This is a genomic window from Streptomyces sp. YIM S03343, from assembly GCF_054729195.1.
The window spans coordinates 1,481,172-1,501,376 of record NZ_JBPUKX010000001.1 but is presented as its reverse complement, the minus strand read 5'-3'; the positions used below and the strand labels follow the sequence as shown (position 1 = coordinate 1,501,376).

Here is a 20,205-nt window from a genome sequence, read left to right as displayed (position 1 = left end):
CGCAGCCGACACCCCCCGTTCGGGCCCTAGCCGACGACCAGGACCCCCAGCAGCACCAGGGACAGCACGACCTCCACGGCTCCCACGACCCCCACCCGGACGCGCCCCAGTGCCGGAACAGCGACCGCCCGCCCGAGACAGAGGGCGAAGAACGCGCCGACCCAGCCGCCCAGCAGCCCGAACCCCACCCCGACGGCCACGGCGTGCCAGACACCGGACGCCCACCGGTACCCGGCGCTGCCCCGCTCCCGGATCATCGTCTTGACGTAGAGAACGGTGCCGCCGAAATAGAGCAGGCAGGCGAGCGCCGGGCGCCAACTGTCCGCGAGCCCTTGGCCGCCGTCACCGAGCAGCAGGGCGACGGGCAGCATCCCGCAGGCGGGCACGACGGCGAGGAGCCCATTGGCGAGGTCCCGCTCACGGTTGCGCCAGGCGAACCAGCAGTTCAGCGCGAGGAAGGGCGCCGCGCACGCACCGGCGAGCAGCAGCCAGGGCGCGCGCACGACAAGAGGGAGAGCGAACGGGAGCAGGCCGAGCGAGAAGACGACCAGCGGCCGTACATGCCGCCCCGCAGCCCGAGGATTACGCGCGATACGCCGCAGCCGCAGCCACTGCTGCGCATGGAAGACGGCGAGATACCCGAACATCCAGGCGATGAGCAGAGGCGCGTGCCAGACAGTCGGCCCGCCGAGGATCGTGCCCGCCGCGAACGGCACGAGGAGCATCGCCCAGGCGCCGTGCTGGTTCGGTAGCCAGCGCCGTACGGCACGCGAAGTCATCGGTGCTGTCCATCCTTCTCGGCCGTACTGGCGCCGGCCCGTTCATCGTGCCACTCGGGCGTGAGGCGAGGGCCCGCCATTGGTCCCGGCCGCAGGGGACCAACGACGCGATCACTTGGCCGCTATGGCCGCCTCGACATTCTTGGTGAACTGCTGCTCACTCACGGTGTCCCCGGAGGCGGTCAGCACCTCGACCTTCTTGCCGTTGATCTTCAGGGTCGGTGTGCCGGTGACATCGGTGGTCTTGTAGAAGGCCTCGTTGACCTTCTTCGCCCAGGGGAGGTAGGTGACCTCCTTGACGGCCTGGTTGAAGGAGGGGGAGCGCAGCCCCGGCACCTTGGCGGCCAGGTCGAGGAGGGTGGCGGTGCTGGCGAAGGTGTCGTCCGTCTCCTCCTTGGGCTGCGCCGCGTAGAGGACGTCGTGGTACGCCTTGAACTTCGCCGCGCCGCCCTCGTTGAGCGCGGCACCGAGAGCGGCGAGGGCGGTCATGGACCCGTTGCCGCCGAGCCGCTTGTCGAGGAAGGCGGCCAGATGGAACTCGATCTTCACCTTGCCGGAGTCGGCCATGGTGGTGAGCGACTTGCCGAGGTTCTTCTCGAAGAGGCCGCAGTACGGGCAGCGCATGTCCTCGAAGACCTGCACGGTGGTCGGCGCGTCGGCCCGCCCGTACACGACGACGGTCCCGTTGGACCCGGTGGAGTGCGCGGGCACGACAAGCGGCGCGTCGGCCGCGGCCGCGGCGGCCACGGTCTCATCGGAACCGCCGTCCCCGTGCACGGCATACCCGATCCCGACACCGGCGGCGAGGGCGATGGCGGTGCTGACGGCACCGAACACAAGAGCCCGCCGCTTGACCGCCTCCACCCGCTTCTCGCCGTCGCGCAACTCGGCGAGAGAAGTACGTTGATTGCTGCTCATGAGCCGAACGGTACGAACGCCGGCCCCCCGCCGGTACGTCCCTAGCGGACTCACCGCCAGGGACGTGGGTCCCGCAGGGGACGGCCCCGGGTCCCGGGGGTCGGGGGACGTTCGGGAGGGCAACGAATGTCGACGACTGAACGGGGAGCACGAGTGACAGCACCGCACGCTGAGCCGCAGGCCACGGAGCCGCTCATCCCCATGCCCGCCCTCACCCCCGATGCCCTGAGCGCGGCTGTGGAGCGACTGACGCCGAGCCGTATGCAGGGGTTCGTCCGTGACCTCATCGACGCGACGACGAACGCTCAGCAGGCTGAGTCGCTGGCGCCGCTGCATACCTTCGTCCACACATGGGGTGCGTTCGTCGCCATTCAGCGTTATCCCTCACGGGCCGCACGGCTGCGGCATCTGGAAGAGGTGGTGAGTGCCGGGGTGGACGATCCGGTGGACACCGTCGCGGCGATCAGGAAGATCCATGAGGAAGCAGCGGCGGAGGCAGGGCTGTGACCGCGCCCAGTCCATCCCGTCGCCCAAGTTGTCGATCCTGCCTACTCGAGCAGGTCCGCCACGTACGCCCGCAGATCATTGGGGAGTCCATGGACGTCGATCTCGCGCAGTCGGGACAATGCCTCCGGCTGGAGGAAGCCGGAGGAACCCAGCTCGAACAGGGCGTGCAGCTGCGCTTCGAGTGTGTCCCTGTGCTGCTCGCGACAGGCGCACAGGGACAGCAGCGTCGCCAGCATGTTGACCTCGGCCGCCGAGTACGAGCGGATCATGCCGGTGACGACGTCAGCCCCGCGCTCGCGGATCGCCGGTTCGGGATCCAGAAGTTGACGTGTGAGGTCGAGAAGCAGCTGTGCTGGGATGCTCACCGGGGCCACGGTATCCGGCTGATCTGCCGTATCGCGAGGCGCGGGTGGGACGGCACATGCACCAAGGAGGGACAGGCACGATGAGACGAATGGTGCGGTTCGGGTCTTCGCGAGAGATCGCGCGGTTCTCCTCGGGGTTCAACCACGTTGTGAGGTGTGTGGTTGCCGAGGGGCTGGACGGTGGGCCTCTCCTGTTCTCATCGACGGCGGACGGGGAGAACGTCACTCGTTGGGACATCCGCGCCGGTGCGCCCGTCTGGTGTGACACCGAAGGCATGCCCGGTATCAACGGACAAGCTCTGGTGCGGCTCCCTGACGGCGGGCTTTGCATGGCCATTCCCACCGAGGACGGCATCGAGTGGTGGGACGCAATGACAGGGTGCCGTCGCCCGGAGATGACCTGGGAGGACTGGACGATCTGGGACGTTGCCGCGGGGCTGCTGCCGGATGGTCGCCCCGTCCTTCTGGGCGCGGGGCACGAAGGCAGGGTGTATCGGTGGGACGCGGCCGACGGCGAGTTGCTGGGGATGTCACCGATGACTCGGGAAGGTGGCAACATCATACTGGCCGTGGGCTTCGTGCCGTCTCCCGGCGGCAGTGGCTTGGTCGTCTCGGGAGACGAGATTGGTCGGATCTGGCGTTGGGACATAACGGACGGGTCCCAGGCAGGTGATCCGATCCTGGGGCACGATTCCCAGATCCGTAGCCTGCGGGCGCTGCCGCATGCCGAGAAGACGCCGTTCGTCTCCTGCGATGCGGACGGGGTTCTGAAGGTGTGGGACGCCGCGACCGGTGACCAGGCAGGGCCGTCCATTGAAGCTCATACCGACCTGTATGACCTCGAAGTCGCTGACATGGGAGACACGACGGTGTTGTTCGCCGCGGGGGCCGACGACGTTGTCCGTGCGTGGGACCCGGAGACCTGCGAGCCCATCGAACTCTCTCTCCGCGGTACGACCATGAGCGTCCTCAGCCGACCGGACGGGACGGCCCTCGTGGTGACGTGCACGGCTCAGGGTGACTTCATCGTCCGCTTGTATTCTCTCCGCGCCGGACACGATTGATGGGTGCCCGCACTCTTCGTCGTCAGCGCGGCCAGCGGTATGCCTCCTCGGCACGTTGGCGACGGCGATGCAGGGCGCGGCCGACGACGTGAAGACGCAGGGCGTGAACGTGTGGTTCTCCGACCCGAAGAGTGACTTCGCGGGCAAGGGCGTGTGCGGTGACCCGGAGCAGGTGCACGGCATCGTCAAGACCCTAGTGAAGTCCGACAACCCGAGCAACGACTGGCTGTGGCTCAGGGACTATGGTCTGTCGGCCCAGTGGTTCCATCCGAAGATCGGAGGCGCCCGACTGTACGGGAACGCGCTGGAGCGGACGCTGTCCGGCATGAGCCTGTAACGATCGCGTCTGATCGTTCCGGGGCAGTCCGCAGGGGCTGCCCCGGACCTGTCTGAGTACCGGTACTCATGACCTGACCGTTCGGCCTGGTGAACAGTGGCCCTGGCAAAACCCGGTCGGAACAACCCAGCGATGAGAGGCCCGATGAAAAGCACGGCCACGGGTGGCCTTGCTGTCCTTGTGCTGCTCGCGATGACCGCGTGTTCTTCCGGCAACCGCGCCGTCAGCCCGAAGGACGCCCGCGCACTGGCCGGCAGCCGACAGGCGGTCGAGGCCCGACAGCAGGCGGAGCAAAAGCTCCGGAAGGTCGTGCGAGCCTACGCCGACCACACCCGCCTGAGCCTCGGACTGCTCGTGGTACGGGACGCTTGCCAGACGGGTCTGCGCAAGCAGCCATTCTTCCAGGACGGAAGCGACACCTACAAGATCAAGTGCTCGATGCGTGTGACCGCTTACTACGGCGCTGACCCACACCACATGGGCGATGTCATCGACAGCATCCTGACCGCGGGCGAAAGCGATCCGCAGATACCGTTCAACCACGACGCCACGGGCAGGCGACTGCTCGCCTACTACCGGAGCCAGGGGCCGAACCCGAACGCCCCGGGGCGCTGGATCCGAGCAACGTCTTCGCTTGGGGCGACACACTGATGTGGGATCCGGTGCGTGACCGTGACCCCAAGCGCCTGATCGAGGAACCTCTCATCACCAAGAACGATCCACCGGTGCAGCGGTTCCTGCGTGAGCCGGCGTCCGGGACGGTCTCCGGCCTCCGAGAGAAGTACGGCATGGTACTCCGGTTCGATCTGGGGTCCGGCAACTACTACAAGGTTCTCAAGAACGACCAGCATCACTGACGAGTGCGTGAACTCCCCTACAGCGACTATTACGGGGTGCTCAAAACGGTCGGACGCGCACAGAGTGACGTCGGTACCGGCCGGCGGGCCCATCAGCGCCCGCACCCACAGCCGCACCCGCACCCGCATCACCCCGTACGACCGGGTGCGTACGGTGAAGACGGCCTACGACGCCTATGCCATGGCATCACGAACCTGTTTGCCGCACTGGATGTCACGACCGGAGAAGCGCGGGGTGAGTGCAAGTCTCGCCGGAACGGCGCGAACTTCCTGGCGTTCTTGAGGAAGGCCGTCAAGCCGCAGGCGGGAAGGACCCGCACGGACGAGGAAGCCGAGTCGGTTCGGAGACAGGCTGGTGCGGAGACGGTGTCGGTGGGCGTAAGGAAGTGCCGGGCTCATGACATGTATGGGGTGTGGAGACCATTCAGACCGCGACCGACCGTGAACGCGCCACACGGTTCACGGACCTGTATGTCCGCGACCACCCACGGGTGTCCGCCTTCCTGTACCGGCGGGTCGGCGACCGGGGTGCGGCGGAGGAGCTGACGGCGGAGGTCTTCCGGATCGCGTGGGAGCAGGTGCTCAACGGCGGGGAGATCAGCTCCGGCTGGCTGTTCGTCACCGCTCGTAATCTGCTGAGCAATCACCACCGCGCGACGACCCGGCTGACCGAGCTGCACCGGCAAGGGCACCCGACCTGCTCAAGGTCCTACGGGAGGTCGACCCGGACTTCGTCCCGCTCGACGGCACCCTCGCCGCATGCGACCGCCTGGGCGATGGCCGGGCCGACTACTCCGCCAAGCACCGACGCCACGGGGTGAACGTCCAGGTCGTGACCGACCCAGCCGGCCGGGTTCTGTGGTTTTCACCCGCCCTGCCAGGCCGGACCCACGACCTGACCGCGGCCCGCACCCACCGGATCATCCGGATCTGCGAACGCCAGGGTGTCCCGGTCCTCGCCGACCGCGCCTACCTTGGAGCCGGCCGCTGGGTAACGACACCGGTCAGACGCCCACCCGGTCGTGACCTGTCACCGACCCAGCGCACCGTCAACCGCGCGCTGTCGGCAACACGGGCACCGGTCGAGCGAGGCGTGGCCCGCCTGAAGTCCTGGCGGATCTTCCATCACGCTCGCTGCAGCCCAAATCGAATGTCGTCAATCGCGGCTGCGGTCCTCACCCTGGAGCGGCAACTCTGAAACAGCTCAGTGATCCGAGAGAGGCATGTCGGTGAGGGACGGCCGTTATCCCAGCCACATCCCGTCGCGCATGATGACTCTTCCGCGTAGTTCCGGCTCGCCACGCCAAGCGCGCACAGTCCTCGGGACCACGCGTACATACAGAAAGGAACCCTCTTCCACGCGTGGATCCCACCCGAACTTGTCGGCGAACGCCTCCGCTGCGCCTCCGGGCACCTCCTGATCCGGGAAGCACTCCGCCTCACCCTGGAGAAGTACCACGTCGAAGGTGTCCGGTAGCGACAAGCGCACGCGCGGCTCTTCGCGGACGTTTCGCGCAGTCACGGAAGCGGCGCTGGTGCACATCCACATTGCTCGCCCATCCCACAAGAACCACAGCGGCACCTGGTACGGCCCGTGATCAGGGTGAGCCGTCGACACCCATACGTCCCGCTCGGTAGCGAGTCGCTCCAGAGCGTCGCGCATACGCTCCGCCGTCCGGCGACGAGCGATTCCCGTGGTCTCCATGAGGACCGACCCTAGCCAAGCAGGCGCGAAGCGCGCCTGAGGCGCAGGACCTACTCCCAGCGACCGATGAACCCGGACTGCAAGACGGTCACTCGGACGGGTTGCTCTACGTCGAAACGCGACAGACGGTCGCGTCATGTTTCGTAGCGTGATCGGACCGTATACGTGACGTCAGGTGGGAGAGGTGAGCATGGTGGCAGAAGCAGAACAGGAAGCCGAGGAGACGGGCAGGCGGGGGCGCCGGGAGGCTCCGGGTGGCGTGGTGCTCGCGTTCGGGCGACAGTTGAAGCTGTTGCGGATCCGGGCGGGGCTGGACCGGGCGGAGTTCGCGGTGGCACAGTTGGCCTTCGGGGCCGGGGCATGGGACGGCTTCGTGCGGATGGCCTCCGGACGTTGAGCGACCGGTGGGGCCCGGCGACACGCATGCACGTGACGTCGGGCCCCACTTGCACGAAGGGCTGGTGGGCGCCTCAGCAGTCCCGCAGTTCCGGGGACTGGTTCAGGACCTGGGCGCGTAGGGACGTGAAGCGGGTGTGGGTCTTCGTGCCCCTGGTGTTGGGGTGGAACGCTGCCACTCGGTGGCAGTTCTGGAAGGCCAAGGTGATGTCGAAGTGGCGTTCCAGGGAGCCTCGGATGGCGTCGCTCGCCAAGGTGCGCAGGAGTTGGCCTCGTTCCTGTTCCGACGGGGGCGGGGTCTCGTTGTCGGCGAACTCGGCTGTGCCCGACTTGAGTTCGGCCGCCAAGGACGCGATCAGATCGTAGGCGTACGGGAGTGACGTGCGGACGGTGTCCACGAAGTCCGTCTCGCGGACCACGCCGGCCTCGGCCTCGGCGAGCAGGGCGGGGGAGATGTCGAGGGACATGGGGATCTTCCTTTCGCGACGGTGAGAGGTGAGAGGCAAGAGGTCAGGGGGTTGGGGGTGGTTGAGGTGGCGTTTTGAAAATGAATGTCATGTCGTTAGGTTTGGGGTGAGTGGTGATCGTTGTCAAGTCCCGTTGCTCCAGACGAGGTAGCTGTCCACGTCGTGAACCTTGACGCGGCCTCATGCGTATCTGTCGTGCGTGGGAGGATCGCTCGCCATGAGTGCGTCGCCGGCGGTACGGAGCCTGCGCGCCGCGGTGTTCGCCGCGGTGTGCGTGCTGCTGGCCGTCGCCGGGCACCGGCTCGGTACCGGTGTCGCCCCGCCCGTGTGGGTCGACGGCGCCGGGTTCCCCGGTGTGTTCGGTACCGCTTGGGTGCTCGGTGCGCGGGAGCGGTCGTTGACGGGGATCGGTGCCGTCATGCTCGGGACCCAGGGGGTCCTGCATGTTCTCTTCGAGGCGGCCGGGCCGTCCGCTGCCCCGGATGCGGTCGGCGGGGGCATGAGCCGTCACGCCATGGGTTCCTCGTCGTTCATCGGCGAGGCCGTCGGGCACGTGCACGAGATGTGCACGCCCGTTGCCGCCGCTCATCTCCTCGCCGCCCTCGTCGCTTCCTGGTGGCTGCGGCGCGGTGAGGCCGCCGTGTGGGGGATCTTGCGGTGCGCCGTCGAGCGGGTGCCTTCGGTCAGTGGTGTGTGGCGGTTGGTGGTCGCTTCCGTTGCGCTTCCCCCGGCTCCCGGAAGTGCGATGTGTGCCGTCGTGCGGCTCGTTCCGCTGCGGCAGGCGCTGTTGCGGCACGCGGTGCTCCGGCGTGGGCCGCCGCGGTGGGTTCCGTACACCAACTGACCCGACTCACACTTCCGTACGGAGACCCACTCACCCATGTCCATCCTGCCCAAGACCCGCACCACCCTGCGCCGCGCCGGTGCCGTCACCGCTCTCGCCGCCGCCGCAGTCCTCGCGGCCGCCGGTGTCGCCTCCGCGCATGTCACCGTGCACCCCGAGAGCTACGCCAAGGGCGCCACCGACGGGCTGCTCACCTTCCGTGTGCCCAACGAGGACAGTGCCGGTACCACCAAGGTCCAGGTCTTTCTCCCGACCGACCACCCCGTCCTCGGCGTTCTCGTGTCGCCCCGTGACGGCTGGACCGCCAAGGTGACCACCACCAAGCTCAAGACCCCGGTCAAGACCGACGACGGCACCATCACCGAGGCCGTCTCCGAGATCACCTGGACCGGTGGAAAGATCGGTGCCGGGCACTACGAGGACTTCGACGTCGCGTTCGGACAACTTCCGGACGACACCGGTCAGTTGGTCTTCAAGACTCTCCAGACCTACTCCGACGGCAAGGTCGCCCGCTGGATCGAGCAGCCCGCCGAAGGTGCCGACGAGCCGGAGAATCCGGCACCCGTCCTCACCCTCACCGCCAAGGGGAGCGAGGCCGCCAGTGGTGCCGAAGCCCCGGCCGCCTCCGCCGACTCCCAGTCCGCCGCCAAGAGTTCCGCGACCGGTGACGAGGCCGACGACAGCACCGCCCGCGGGCTCGGTGCCGCCGGGCTCGGTGTGGGTGTGCTCGGCCTCGCTGCCGCAGCGTTCGCCATTCTCCGGGGGCGCACGGCACGGTCGTAGCCGGAGCGTCGATCTCCGACAGACCGACACGCACCAACACCGAGGGCCCGGATCAGCGCCACAACTTCGGCTGCCGATCCGGGCCCTCGGACCACGAGCGAGAGCACGAGCGAGAAGAGAACCGGTGTGGCTACCCCGCCACCAGCTCCCGCACATCCTCCTCCGCCGCCGCAGGCACGACCGTCTCCGCCGTCCCCCGCGACCTCCGCCACAGCCACACCACATCCCGCCCGAACGACCACACCAGCGAGCCCAGCGCCAGCAGCACCACGCCCAGGTTGGCCGCGAACGGCAGGAGGTTCGCGCCGGCGAGGAGCAAACAGATGCCCTGCAGTGCGGCCACCGTCTTGCGGGCGGTGCTGGGCGGCAGCGCCGCGTTCAGCCACGGCAACACCCTTGCCGCCGCCACGAAGGCGTAGCGCATGCTGCCGATCAGCAGTACCCACAGTCCGAGTTGCATGGACACGTACACGCTCAGCACCAGGATCAGAAACGCGTCGACCTCCATGTCGAAGCGGGCGCCCAGCGCGGTCGAGGTGCCGGTGCGGCGGGCGACCTTGCCGTCCACGCCGTCGAGTATGAGGGCCACCGCCGTCAGCCCGACCAGCAGGGTCACCGGCGGTGAGCTCTCGAACGAGTCTGCGACCAGCGCCGTTACCCCGCCCACCAGGATCGCCCGGCCGAGTGTCACCCGGTTGGCGGGCCCGAAGGAGCGCGGGCGGGTGCGGTGCAGCGCGCGGGACAGGACCGCCCAGGTGGCGATGGCAAAGGCGAGACCGGTCAGCCAGCCCCACGGCCCCATGCCGATCGCCGTGCCGAGCAGGGCCAGCAACAGGATCTGCACGCCCGCTCCCACCGCGGTCTCCTGCTGGACCAGCCTTGCGTCGTAAGTGTTGTTCAGGGCCACCGCACGTCCTCCGGCCGTATGACAGAGTCGATCAACGCCGCGTACTGTGCGCGGCCTGTGCACATCTGGTTGCACATCTCGTTACGTGAGCAAGTTCCGGATCGTTCAGGAGGATTTCGATGGACCGCTCGGCAAGTCGCTCGGCCCGTGCGTTCTGGCTTGCCTCTCCGGGCCGCGGTGAGATCCGTGATCTCGCCCTCCCGGACCCCGGCGAGGGGGAGGTGCTCGTGCGCGCGCTGTACTCGGGTGTCAGCCGTGGCACGGAGACACTCGTGTTCCGGGGCGGGGTCCCGGCCGGGCAGTACGGCGCCATGCGCGCGCCGTTCCAGGAGGGCGAATTCCCGGCGCCGGTGAAGTACGGCTATCTCAGCGTCGGGGTGGTGGAGGACGGGCCGGAACGGCTGGTCGGGCGTACGGTGTTCTGCCTCCATCCGCATCAGACGCGGTACGTCGTTCCCGTAGGCGCCGTCACCCCCGTACCGGACGGGGTGCCCGCCGGACGGGCCGTGCTCGCCGGGACCGTGGAGACCGCCGTCAACGCGCTGTGGGACGCCGCGCCCCTCGTCGGGGACCGGATCGCGGTCGTGGGCGGCGGGATGGTCGGCTGCTCGGTGGCCGCGCTCCTTGCCCGCTTCCCCGGCGTACGGCTCCAGCTCGTCGACGCCGACCCCGCCCGTGCCCGTACCGCCGCTGCCCTCGGCGTCGATTTCGCCGCACCCGGCGACGCGCTCGGCGACTGCGACCTGGTCGTCCACGCCAGCGCCACCGAGGCCGGGCTCACCCGCTCCCTCGAACTCCTCGCTGCCGAGGGCACCGTCCTCGAACTCAGCTGGTACGGCGACCGCCAGGTCACCCTTCCGCTCGGCGAGGCCTTCCACTCCCGCCGGCTGACCGTGCGCAGCAGCCAGGTCGGCACCGTCTCCCCGCGCCGCGCCTCGCGCACCTACGCCGACCGGCTGGCCCTCGCCCTCGATCTGCTCGCCGACCCGGCCCTCGACGCCCTGATCACCGGGGAGAGCGCCTTCGAGGAGCTGCCCGACGTGATGCCGAAGCTCGCCTCGGGGCAGATACCGGCGCTCTGCCACCGGATCCGCTACGCCCACAGCGACTGACGGGTTTCGCGGGTCTCACGGGTCTCGGACGGACGGCCCGTCGGACATGAGCGTCTGACCTGAGAAAAGAGTGAGACCCGGCTGAACGGGGGAAGGCGAGGAGCCGTACTACACGGCATCCCCCGGCAGGATCGGTCAGGACCGGTCAGGAAGAGCTGGGGGACTAGACGCGCCGCACCTGGAGGGTCGTCCGTTGTTCAGTGTCACCGTCCGCGATCACATCATGATCGCCCACAGCTTCCGCGGCGAGGTCTTCGGGCCCGCCCAACGTCTGCACGGAGCGACGTTCCTGGTGGACGCCACCTTCCGGCGGGAGCAGCTGGACGACGACAACATCGTCGTCGACATCGGACTGGCCACCCAGGAGCTCGGCGCCGTCGTCAGCGAGCTGAACTACAGAAACCTCGACAACGAGCCCGACTTCGCCGGGGTCAACACCTCCACCGAGTTCCTGGCGAAGGTCATCGCCGACCGGCTCGCCGAGCGGATCCACAAGGGCGCGCTGGGCGAGGGTGCCAAGGGCATCGCCGGGATCAGCGTCACCCTGCACGAGTCGCACATCGCCTGGGCGAGTTACGAGCGTGCCCTGTGAACCACGTCGACACCCATACGGACGACCAGGCCCACACGGTCAGCGACATGACCGCCGACCGCGCCCGTCTCGCCTATGTGCCCGTGCAGCCCACCGCACCGACGAACGGCGATCTCCTCCCCATGTCCCTGCGCACCGTCCACTTCGTCATGCCCGGAGGCGTCGACGACCCGGCCGCGCCCAGCGGCGGCAACGCCTACGACCGGCGTGTCTGCCTCGATCTGCCCGGCTTCGGCTGGCAGGTCGACAAGCTCGCCGTCCCCGGCGCCTGGCCCCGCCCCTCCGACGCCGACCGCACCGAACTCGCCCGTGTGCTGAAGCGGCTCCCGGACGGCGCCGTCGTGCTGCTCGACGGGATCGTCGCCTGCGGGGTCCCTGAGATCGTCGTACCGGAGGCGGAACGCCTCAGCCTCGCCGTCCTCGTCCACCTTCCGCTCGGCGACGAGCGCGGCCTGGACCCGGCGGTCGCGGCCGACCTGGACGCCCGGGAACGTACGGTGCTGCGGGCCGTGCCCGCCGTCATCGCCACCAGCGACTGGGCCGTACGCCGCCTGGTCTCCCACCACGGGCTCGCCCCGGAGCGGGTGCACTCCGCCACCCCCGGCGCCGACATCGCACCCCTCGCCTCCGGCACCGACGGAGTCTCCCGGCTGCTGTGCGTGGCCGCCGTGACGCCGCGCAAGGGCCAGCACCGGCTGGTGGAGGCGCTGGCCGGCGTGACCGACCTGCCGTGGAGCTGCGTGTGCGTCGGCGGGCTCGGGCACGACCCCGAGTACGTCGCCCATCTGCGGGAACTGATCCGGAAGCACGGCCTCCAGGACCGTCTCACGCTGGCCGGACCGCAGGCCGGCGCCGAGCTCGACGCCAGCTACGCCACGGCCGACCTGATGGTCCTCACGTCGTACGCCGAGACCTACGGCATGGCGGTGACCGAGGCGCTCGCGCGCGGCATCCCCGTGCTGGCCACGGATGTCGGCGGGCTGCCCGAGGCGCTCGGCCGCGCCCCCGACGGCGGGGTGCCCGGCATCCTCGTCCCGCCGGAGGACCCGGCCGCGCTCGCGGTGGAACTGCGCGGCTGGTTCGGCGAGGCCGACGTACGACGCCGCCTCAAGGCGGCCGCCCGGGGGCGGCGGGCCGCCCTGGACGGCTGGGCGACCACGGCCCGCAGTCTCGCCGGCGTCCTGGGCCGGCTCCCCGGACCCGGCGAACCACGGAGGACGGCATGAGCGGCATGAGCGGCACGAGGAGGACGGTGGTGAGCGACCCGGCCGTCGGATCCGGGCACACGGACGGTGCGGGGTCCGGGACCATGGACGGGGCCGGGGCCGGGCACACGGACGGTGCCGACGGCATTCCGGCTCAGCCGGGGCCGCGGGAGGTGGTGATCGCCGGTGCCGGGCCCGTCGTCCGTCCCGGCGAGCGGGCCACCGTACGGCTGCGCGACGCCGGACCCGACGACCCGCCGCGCTACGCGCCCGAGTGGCTCGCGCTGCGCGAGCCCGCCGACGCCGCCGCCCGCGCGGCCGATCTGCTCGACCCGCTGCGCATCCGGCTCGCCAATCTGCCCGGCCGGGCGGGCGGCCACGTGATCCATGACCTCGGCTGTGGCACCGGCTCCATGGGCCGCTGGCTGGCCTCCCGGCTCGACGGCGCCCAGCACTGGATCCTGCACGACCGCGACCCGTATCTGCTGCACTTCGCCGCCGTCGCCTCGCCCCGCGCCGCCGCCGACGGCAGCAGGGTCACCGTGGAGACCCGGCGCGGGGACGTCGCCCGGCTGACCCCGGACGCCCTGGCCGGCGCCTCGCTGGTCACCGCGTCCGCGCTGCTCGACGTCCTCACCCGCGAGGAGGTCGAAGCCCTCGCCGACGCCTGCGCCGGGGCGGGCTGCCCGGCGCTGCTCACTCTCTCCGTCGTCGGACGCGTCGACCTTCTTCCGGCGCACCCGCTCGACACCGAGATCGCGGAGGCGTTCAACGCCCATCAGCGGCGCGAGGGGCTGCTCGGACCGGACGCGGTGACCACGGCGTGCGAGGCGTTCGGCGCGCACGGTGCCACGGTCAAGGTGCACCCCAGCGCCTGGCGGCTCGGGCCCGACGAGGCCGCGCTGACCGCGCAGTGGCTGCGCGGCTGGGTGGGGGCGGCGGTCGAGGAGCGGCCCGAGCTGGCGGAACGCGCCGAGGGGTATCTGCGGGAACGGCTCGCCGCCTGCGAGGAGGGCCGGCTGCGGGTCGTGGTCCACCACAGCGACCTGCTGGCGCTGGCCCGGCCCACGGGAGGGGCGGCATGAGCGCGCCGACGATCGGAGCGGGGACCGACTTCGGGGCGGCGACCAGGGCAATTCGGCCGCCCGCCGCTGCGTCACCGCCCGCCGCTGCGTCACCGGTCGCCGAGGCCCCCGCCGCCGAGCCACCGGTCGCCGAGCCACCGGTCGCCGAACCCCCCGCGAACCGGTTCACCCGCGCCGTCCGCGCCCACTTCGGCACGGTCGCCGGTGTCGCCATCCTCGCCGTGCTGCTCTGGCGGCTCGGGACCGGAGTCTTCCTGGACGGGCTGCGGCGGATCGACGGGACGACGCTGCTCGTGGCGCTCGGCATCGGCCTGGTCACCACCGTGTTCAGCGCCTGGCGCTGGCAGTTGGTCGCCCGCGCCCTGCGCATCCGTCTGCCGCTCGGCGCGGCCACCGCCGACTACTACCGGGCGCTGTTCCTCAACGCCGCCCTGCCCGGCGGCGTGCTGGGCGATGTGCACCGGGCCGTACGGCACGGGCAGAGCGCCGGGGACCTCGGCCGGTGTGTACGGGCCGTGGTGTTGGAGCGGATCGCGGGGCAGATCGCGCTCACCGTCACCGGTGTGACGGTCCTGCTGACCGTGGACTCCCCGGTCCGCGCCGACACCCGGCACTTCGCCCCGCTCGCCGCCCTGGCCGTGATCGGTGCCCTCGCCGTCGTCCTCGCCCTGCGCATGAACCGCGCCGCACCCTCCCGCCGGGGACGCATGCTGCGCCGCACGCTCGGCGAGGCACGCGAGGGGCTGCTGTCCCGGCGCAACTGGCCCGGGGTCACGCTCTCCTCGCTCGTCGTCCTCGCCGGTCACCTCGCGATGTTCGTGGTCGCCGCCCGGGTGGCCGGGGTCGGTGCCTCCGCCGTGGTACTGCTGCCGCTGGCCGTTCTGGCGCTGGTCGCCATGGGGATACCGCTGAACATCGGCGGCTTCGGGCCACGGGAGGGCATCACCGCCTGGGCGTTCGGCGCCGCCGGGCTCGGCGAGGGCAGCGGGCTGTCCGTCGCCGTGGTCTACGGCGTGCTCAGCTTCGCGGCCGCCCTGCCCGGCGCCGTCGTCCTCGTCGCCCGCTGGTACGGCGGGCTGCGCGGCGGGACGGACAGCGGCGGGACGGACAGCGCCGGGACGGACAGCGCCGGGACGGACGACGTGTGTATGGACGACGCCGGGAGCGAACGCCCCTATGCGCCTTCCGTCAGCAGCGCGACATACGCCCCGAAGGATTCGGCAAGGCTCGCCAGCAGTGCCTTCCCCTTTTCCGCGGAACCGAGGGAGGGACGGCCGATGACGCCCGATTCGGTATAGGCGGACATTCCGGTGGTCAGCAGATGGCGCCGGTCGTCCGCCGTGAAATCGGCGGATTCATAACCGGGCCTGACCGATTCGGGATGAGCGTGCAGCAGAATGGAGGTCTCGATTTCCCCCGCGTGCATATCGGTGAGCAGCGAGGTCCGCACCCCCGCCTGCTCCCGCGCCGTCTCCCAGTCCTCCGGGGCCGGGAACAGTGCCATCCGCTCGCCGCGCGCGGAGGACTCCTGCACCAAATTGCCCAGGACGTAGTTCCCGCCGTGCCCGTTGACCAGCACCAACGCCTCGACGCCGGACCGCCGGAGCGACGCCGCGATGTCCCGCACCACCGCATGAAGGGTCACGGAGGAGATGCTGACGGTCCCCGGCCACGCCGCGTGCTCGTGCGAGCAGGAGACCGTCACCGGAGGAAGGAGGTGCACCGGGTGTACCGCGGCGATCTCCCGGGCGACGGCACAGGCGACGAGCGTGTCGGTCGCCAGCGGAAGAAACGGACCGTGCTGCTCGAAACTTCCCACGGGAAGGACGGCGACCTGCGCCGAAACACCCGCCGCCCGGGTCCGTACATCCTCCGTGGTGTCCGCCGGCAACGGATTTGCCCCGTGAGTCACCACTGTATTCGCGCCCGAACCACTCATCTTTTCACGGCCTTTCGTCTCTGTTGAGGAATCAGATCATGACAGAAAACATCGGTGTACTCGGCAAGAAGTCGTGCACGAAGTCACCGGAGCGTACGGGCGTGGAACGCGTCGTCAGTGCCCCGCTGCCCACGGTGTACGGAATGTTCCAGGCGATCGGCTACCTGGACCACGACCGTGGTGACGAGCAAGTGGCGCTGGTGCACGGCGAGATCGGCACCGAGAACGTGCTCACCCGGCTGCACTCGGAGTGCCTGACCGGCGACGCCTTCGGTTCCCAGCACTGCGAGTGCGGCGACCAGCTCGCGTCCGCGCTGCGTGCCGTGGTCGCCGAAGGGCGCGGCGTCGTCGTCTACTTGAGGGGCCACGAGGGCCGCGGCATAGGTCTGCTCGGCAAGCTGCGCGCCATGGCGCTCCAGGCGGAGGGCCTGGACACCGTCGAGGCGAACCTCGCCCTCGGCCTGCCGGTCGACGCCCGCGACTACGGTGTCGCCGCGGAGATCCTGCACGACCTCGGAGTGGACTCCGTACGCCTGATGTCCAACAACCCGCGCAAGCGCGAGGCGTTGCTGCGGCACGGCATCCAGGTCGCCGAGCAGGTGCCGCTGCTGATCCCGCCGTGCGAGAACAACATCACCTATCTGCGCACCAAGCGGGAGCGCCTCGACCACCATCTGCCCCATCTGGACGCGGTCGCCCATCTGTCCTGACGTGCGGGGCGGCCGGCCCGCCGACAGGCCGCCGCCCCGGGTCCACGGCCGTACCGGGACCGTACGGGCAGCCGTACGGCGAGGTGGTCCGCGCCCCGTCCCCGGGCCGCGTACGCTTCCGCCCATCGACCCGTTGTGCGCCGGTCCCTCGGCAGGCCGGCGCCCGCGCCCGGAGGCCCACCTGGTATGACCGAGCTCCATCTGTGGCTGCGCCACGAGGCCCGTACGACCGAGCGGCGCACCCCCGTCGTGCCCTCCGACGCCCGCCGGCTCGTCGAGAGCGGGGTGACCCTGACCGTCGAGGAGTCCCCGCAGCGGATCTTCCCGATCGAGGAGTACGAGGCGGTCGGCTGCGGCGTCGCCCCGGCGGGGTCGTGGCAGTCGGCGCCGGCGGACGCCGTCGTCCTCGGCCTCAAGGAACTCCCTGACGAACCGCCCCGCTTGACGCACCGCCATATCTTCTTCGGGCACGCCTACAAGAGGCAGCCGGGCGCCGTCGAGCTGCTGCGGCGGTTCGCCGCCGGGGGAGGGGCGCTGCTCGACCTCGAGTATCTGGTGGACGACGCCGGACGGCGTCTCGCCGCGTTCGGATACTGGGCCGGCTATCTGGGCGCCGCGCTCGCCGTGCTCCAGGAGCGCGGCAGGCTCGTCGCGCCGCTCACGCCCACCGACAAGACCGCACTCGACGCGACCCTGCAACCCGCAGCCCGGGACGTGGAATTCACCGCGCTCGTCATCGGTGCCCTCGGCCGCAGCGGGCGCGGTGCGTGTGACGCGCTGCGCACCGCCGGGATCGAACCCACCCGCTGGGACCTCGCCGAGACCCGCGAGCTGGACCGCACGGCCCTGCTGGAGCACGACGTGCTGGTCAACTGCGTCCTCGCCACCACCCCGGTCCCGCCGTTCGTCCGCGAGCAGGACCTCGACGACCCCGCCCGGCGGCTGCGCGTCCTGTCCGACGTCACCTGCGACGTCGGCTCACCCCTCAACGTCCTGCCGGTGTACGACCGTACGACCGAGTGGACCGACCCGGTACGGCGGCTGCGCAAGGAGCCCCCCGCCGATCTCATCGCCATCGACAATCTGCCGTCGCTGCTGCCGAGGGAGGCCAGCACCGACTTCTCGGCCGCGCTGCTGCCCCAGCTGCAGGAGCTGGCCGAGTTCGGCGAGGGCCGGGGGCCGTGGGGGCACTGTCTGGAACGGTTCCACCAGGCCGGTCACGAATTCGGCATCAGCTGAACGGACTTCGGGTGCCCTGCCGCCCGTCCGAGGACCGGCGGCAGGGCACCCTGGCGGGCCGCCCCGAGTGGCGGGCTAAGCAGGGTCGGGCGAAGCCCGCTGCGGGCCGGCAGCGCCCTGAAGGGGCGCGGGGCTGTGCCGACATGCGGCTCTGCCGCGGGGCGCGACCAGCCACGATGGTGCCGCAGCCGACAGACGACACATCGCGGCCATTCAAGCGGAGCGCTAGCCCTCCGTCACCGCCTCGTGCACGAGCTGCCGCAGCTCAGGGAAGATCTTCAGTGAACTCCTGGGCCGGACCTGGGTCATGAACTGCACCGTCAGATCACGGGCCGGGTCCACCCAGAATGTCGTGGTCGCCACCCCGCTCCAGCCGTAGGTGCCGAGAGCCGCCGGGGACTGGGTGCGCTGCGGGTCGACGACGACGGAGACGCTGAAGCCGAACCCCAGCCCCTCGTTGCCGGGTTCGTCGTGTGCGGGGCGGGCGCCGAAGGTGCGCAGATCGGCGCCGCCGGGCAACTGGTTGGCGGCCATCAGGTCCACGGATGCGGGGCTCAGCAGCCGTACACCGTCGAGTTCGCCGCGGCGGCGCAGCATCTCCATGAAGCGGTGGTAGTCGTACGCCGACGCCGCCATGCCGCCGCTGCCCGACAGGAACCGGGGCCGACCGCGCAACGGGAGCCCGGCGATCGGCTCGATGCCGCCGCGCTCGGTCTCGCCGTACAGCTCGGCGAGCCGCGGGATCTGGGCGCCGGTGAGGTGGAAACCGGCGTCGGTCATACCGAGCGGGCGGAAGATCCGCTCGGCGAAGAACGTGTCCAGCGGCTGTCCGGACACCACCTCGACAAGACGGCCCAGCACATTGGAGGCGACCGAGTAGTTCCACTGGGTGCCGGGCTCGAACTGGAGCGGCAGGCCCGCGTACACATCGACCGTCTCGGCCAGATCGGCACCCGGCGCCACCGACGACTCCAGCCCGGCCTCGCGGTAGAGGGCGTCGACGGGGTGGGAGTGGTAGAAGGCGAAGGTGAGGCCCGAGGTGTGGGTGAGCAGATGCCGTACCCGGATGGGTCCCTCGGCCGGGCGTGTCCGTACCCCGGTACCGGAGCCATCGACATACACCCGCGGTGCGGCGAAGGCGGGCAGATACCGGTCGATCGGGTCGTCCAGCGCCAGCCTGCCCTCCTCCACCAGCAGCAGGACGGCGACCGCCGTGACCGGCTTGGTCATGGAGTAGATCCGCCACAGCGTGTCCGGCTCGACCGGCAGCCCGGCGGCGACGTCCCGGTGACCGTATGTGGTGAGGTGGGCGACACGGCCGCCGCGCGCCACGGAGACCAGGAAGCCGGGCAGCCGACCCATGTCGGCGTAGTGGGCGAAGTGCCGGTCGAGGCGCTCCAGCGCCCCCGCGTCCAGCCCGGCCTCACCCGGGTCGACCTCTTGTCGCAGTGCCATCGCTCGTTCTCCTCCGCGTCACGCCGTGCGAGGTACTGGTCCGGTACCCCGACCGGAGGAGCCCAGTCCTCGTCATCGCCGCTGCCGTCGCCGTGGGCGTGGTTCGCCGTCGGCGCTGTAGTGGTTGTTGCCGCTGACGCGGTCATCGTCACCTGGAGATGCACGAACGTTCCCGTGGATCACCGGGTTGTGTGATCCACGCGACGGGAGGATGACCACGGGGCCGGGGCAGATCCGGCAGATCATGCGGATGGCGCAGATCCGGCATCATGGGCACATGACCCAGGACACCACTCAGGACGCACTGATCCGGCTGCTCGCCACCAGCCGCGGCGGGGTGCTGGTCACCCTCAAGCGTGACGGTCGCCCCCAGCTGTCGAACGTCGCCCACCACTACTACCCCGACGAGCGGCTCATCCGGATCTCGGTCACCGACGACCGCGCCAAGACCCGCAATCTGCGCCGCGATCCCCGGGCGTCGTACTACGTCACATCGCGCGACCGGTGGGCGTACACGGTCGCCGAGGGCACCGCCGAGCTCTCGCCGGTCGCCGCGGACCCGCACGACGCCACGGTCGAGGAACTGATCGGCCTGTACCGCGAGGTCCAGGGCGAGCACCCGGACTGGGACGACTACCGCGCCGCCATGGTCCGCGACCGCCGTCTGGTGCTACGGCTGCCCGTGGAGCGCGTCTACGGCATCCCGGCGCGCGGCGGCGACCAGTCCTAGGGCGTGTTTCGAAAGTCCCGCCTGCCCTGCGACGCCTGGCACGCACTCCCCCAAGCTCTGACGAGCAGGGGGTGCCCCCGGCTGTGTTGTCGGGATCGCCCACGTACGCCCAGTACGAGGGCGACCCTCCGCCTTGCGATCGCACGCACCAGACGCCGCAGGGCCCGCCCTTCGGGCGGCCGGCGCTACTTTCGAAACACGCCCTAGCA

General features: G+C 70.3%; 23 protein-coding genes and 3 pseudogenes. 18 read left to right on the top strand and 8 right to left on the bottom strand.

Going from position 1 to position 20,205, the window contains the following annotated elements; translation table 11 throughout:
- Positions 1–26 precede the first annotated feature (26 nt).
- Positions 27–779 carry a YwiC-like family protein gene (locus ACSYGN_RS06735; RefSeq protein WP_460392848.1) on the bottom strand — a complete coding sequence of 251 codons (753 nt, stop codon included), beginning with the start codon at positions 777–779 and terminating at the stop codon, positions 27–29.
- A gap of 111 nt (positions 780–890) precedes the next feature.
- Complete coding sequence (locus ACSYGN_RS06730) at positions 891–1,697, bottom strand: thioredoxin domain-containing protein (RefSeq protein WP_460392847.1); 807 nt, start codon at positions 1,695–1,697, stop codon at positions 891–893.
- Positions 1,698–1,850: 153 nt separating this feature from the next.
- On the opposite strand from ACSYGN_RS06730, the gene ACSYGN_RS06725 reads away from it, so the two are divergent.
- Positions 1,851–2,204: a DUF6247 family protein gene (locus ACSYGN_RS06725; protein ID WP_460392845.1), complete on the top strand. Its 354-nt coding sequence runs from the start codon at positions 1,851–1,853 to the stop codon at positions 2,202–2,204.
- A 41-nt stretch (positions 2,205–2,245) separates the two neighbouring features.
- On the opposite strand, the gene ACSYGN_RS06720 is transcribed toward ACSYGN_RS06725, so the two are convergent.
- Positions 2,246–2,569, bottom strand: a complete 324-nt coding sequence (locus ACSYGN_RS06720) for a hypothetical protein (RefSeq protein ID WP_460392842.1) — start codon at positions 2,567–2,569, stop codon at positions 2,246–2,248.
- Between the two features lie 80 nt (positions 2,570–2,649).
- Between ACSYGN_RS06720 and ACSYGN_RS06715 the strand changes: the two genes are divergently transcribed.
- The 6 genes and pseudogenes from ACSYGN_RS06715 to ACSYGN_RS06690 all read left to right on the top strand — a co-directional run.
- Positions 2,650–3,633: a WD40 repeat domain-containing protein gene (locus tag ACSYGN_RS06715; RefSeq protein WP_460392840.1), complete on the top strand. Its 984-nt coding sequence runs from the start codon at positions 2,650–2,652 to the stop codon at positions 3,631–3,633.
- A gap of 55 nt (positions 3,634–3,688) precedes the next feature.
- Positions 3,689–3,970: a hypothetical protein gene (locus ACSYGN_RS06710; RefSeq protein ID WP_460392838.1), complete on the top strand. Its 282-nt coding sequence runs from the start codon at positions 3,689–3,691 to the stop codon at positions 3,968–3,970.
- A gap of 144 nt (positions 3,971–4,114) precedes the next feature.
- Entirely contained in the window at positions 4,115–4,621 is a 507-nt protein-coding gene (locus tag ACSYGN_RS06705) for a hypothetical protein (protein ID WP_460392836.1), read from the top strand.
- Between the two features lie 11 nt (positions 4,622–4,632).
- Positions 4,633–4,827 (top strand): hypothetical protein, encoded by a 195-nt coding sequence (locus ACSYGN_RS06700; RefSeq protein WP_460392834.1) that lies wholly within the window; start codon positions 4,633–4,635, stop codon positions 4,825–4,827.
- Positions 4,828–5,240: 413 nt separating this feature from the next.
- Positions 5,241–5,480, top strand: a pseudogene (locus ACSYGN_RS06695) (RNA polymerase sigma factor); the annotation flags it as partial.
- A gap of 32 nt (positions 5,481–5,512) precedes the next feature.
- Positions 5,513–6,025: pseudogene (locus tag ACSYGN_RS06690) on the top strand (HARBI1 family protein); the annotation flags it as partial.
- A gap of 45 nt (positions 6,026–6,070) precedes the next feature.
- Here ACSYGN_RS06690 and ACSYGN_RS06685 read toward each other — a convergent pair.
- Positions 6,071–6,532, bottom strand: coding sequence for a pyridoxamine 5'-phosphate oxidase family protein (locus ACSYGN_RS06685; RefSeq protein WP_460392832.1), 462 nt, complete (start codon positions 6,530–6,532; stop codon positions 6,071–6,073).
- A gap of 190 nt (positions 6,533–6,722) precedes the next feature.
- On the opposite strand from ACSYGN_RS06685, the gene ACSYGN_RS06680 reads away from it, so the two are divergent.
- Entirely contained in the window at positions 6,723–6,929 is a 207-nt protein-coding gene (locus tag ACSYGN_RS06680; protein WP_460392830.1) for a hypothetical protein, read from the top strand.
- Between the two features lie 73 nt (positions 6,930–7,002).
- On the opposite strand, the gene ACSYGN_RS06675 is transcribed toward ACSYGN_RS06680, so the two are convergent.
- Positions 7,003–7,395, bottom strand: coding sequence for an SCO5389 family protein (locus ACSYGN_RS06675; RefSeq protein ID WP_460392828.1), 393 nt, complete (start codon positions 7,393–7,395; stop codon positions 7,003–7,005).
- A 217-nt stretch (positions 7,396–7,612) separates the two neighbouring features.
- Between ACSYGN_RS06675 and ACSYGN_RS06670 the strand changes: the two genes are divergently transcribed.
- Together ACSYGN_RS06670 and ACSYGN_RS06665 are read left to right on the top strand one after the other, a co-directional pair.
- Complete coding sequence (locus ACSYGN_RS06670; protein ID WP_460392826.1) at positions 7,613–8,239, top strand: hypothetical protein; 627 nt, start codon at positions 7,613–7,615, stop codon at positions 8,237–8,239.
- Positions 8,240–8,284: 45 nt separating this feature from the next.
- Positions 8,285–9,022 carry a YcnI family protein gene (locus tag ACSYGN_RS06665; RefSeq protein WP_460403266.1) on the top strand — a complete coding sequence of 246 codons (738 nt, stop codon included), beginning with the start codon at positions 8,285–8,287 and terminating at the stop codon, positions 9,020–9,022.
- A 130-nt stretch (positions 9,023–9,152) separates the two neighbouring features.
- Here the strand turns inward: ACSYGN_RS06665 and ACSYGN_RS06660 are convergent, their stop codons facing one another.
- On the bottom strand, positions 9,153–9,929 hold the full coding sequence (locus ACSYGN_RS06660; protein ID WP_460392824.1) for a CDP-alcohol phosphatidyltransferase family protein: 777 nt from the start codon (positions 9,927–9,929) through the stop codon (positions 9,153–9,155).
- Between the two features lie 119 nt (positions 9,930–10,048).
- On the opposite strand from ACSYGN_RS06660, the gene ACSYGN_RS06655 reads away from it, so the two are divergent.
- The 5 genes from ACSYGN_RS06655 (at position 10,049) to ACSYGN_RS06635 (ending at position 15,221) form a co-directional block, all read left to right on the top strand.
- Complete coding sequence (locus ACSYGN_RS06655; RefSeq protein ID WP_460392822.1) at positions 10,049–11,041, top strand: zinc-dependent alcohol dehydrogenase; 993 nt, start codon at positions 10,049–10,051, stop codon at positions 11,039–11,041.
- A 193-nt stretch (positions 11,042–11,234) separates the two neighbouring features.
- Positions 11,235–11,633 (top strand): 6-pyruvoyl trahydropterin synthase family protein, encoded by a 399-nt coding sequence (locus ACSYGN_RS06650; protein WP_460392820.1) that lies wholly within the window; start codon positions 11,235–11,237, stop codon positions 11,631–11,633.
- 47 nt (positions 11,634–11,680) lie between these two features.
- Positions 11,681–12,859: a glycosyltransferase family 4 protein gene (locus tag ACSYGN_RS06645; RefSeq protein ID WP_460403264.1), complete on the top strand. Its 1,179-nt coding sequence runs from the start codon at positions 11,681–11,683 to the stop codon at positions 12,857–12,859.
- An 83-nt stretch (positions 12,860–12,942) separates the two neighbouring features.
- A complete protein-coding gene (locus ACSYGN_RS06640; RefSeq protein ID WP_460403262.1) occupies positions 12,943–13,923 on the top strand; it encodes a methyltransferase domain-containing protein in 981 nt (326 codons plus the stop codon).
- Positions 13,920–15,221, top strand: coding sequence for a lysylphosphatidylglycerol synthase transmembrane domain-containing protein (locus ACSYGN_RS06635; protein WP_460392818.1), 1,302 nt, complete (start codon positions 13,920–13,922; stop codon positions 15,219–15,221). The genes ACSYGN_RS06640 and ACSYGN_RS06635 overlap by 4 nt, the downstream gene beginning before the upstream one ends.
- On the opposite strand, the pseudogene ACSYGN_RS06630 reads toward ACSYGN_RS06635, so the two are convergent.
- Positions 15,110–15,862: pseudogene (locus ACSYGN_RS06630) on the bottom strand (creatininase family protein); the annotation flags it as partial. The gene ACSYGN_RS06635 and the pseudogene ACSYGN_RS06630 overlap by 112 nt on opposite strands.
- A gap of 38 nt (positions 15,863–15,900) precedes the next feature.
- On the opposite strand from ACSYGN_RS06630, the gene ribA reads away from it, so the two are divergent.
- On the top strand, positions 15,901–16,572 hold the full coding sequence (gene ribA, locus ACSYGN_RS06625) for a GTP cyclohydrolase II (protein WP_460392816.1): 672 nt from the start codon (positions 15,901–15,903) through the stop codon (positions 16,570–16,572).
- Positions 16,573–16,758: 186 nt separating this feature from the next.
- A complete protein-coding gene (locus tag ACSYGN_RS06620) occupies positions 16,759–17,811 on the top strand; it encodes a saccharopine dehydrogenase (protein ID WP_460392814.1) in 1,053 nt (350 codons plus the stop codon).
- Between the two features lie 225 nt (positions 17,812–18,036).
- Here the strand turns inward: ACSYGN_RS06620 and ACSYGN_RS06615 are convergent, their stop codons facing one another.
- Positions 18,037–19,266, bottom strand: a complete 1,230-nt coding sequence (locus ACSYGN_RS06615; RefSeq protein ID WP_460392812.1) for a serine hydrolase domain-containing protein — start codon at positions 19,264–19,266, stop codon at positions 18,037–18,039.
- A 277-nt stretch (positions 19,267–19,543) separates the two neighbouring features.
- On the opposite strand from ACSYGN_RS06615, the gene ACSYGN_RS06610 reads away from it, so the two are divergent.
- Positions 19,544–19,996, top strand: coding sequence for a PPOX class F420-dependent oxidoreductase (locus ACSYGN_RS06610; RefSeq protein ID WP_460392809.1), 453 nt, complete (start codon positions 19,544–19,546; stop codon positions 19,994–19,996).
- Positions 19,997–20,205 lie beyond the last annotated feature (209 nt).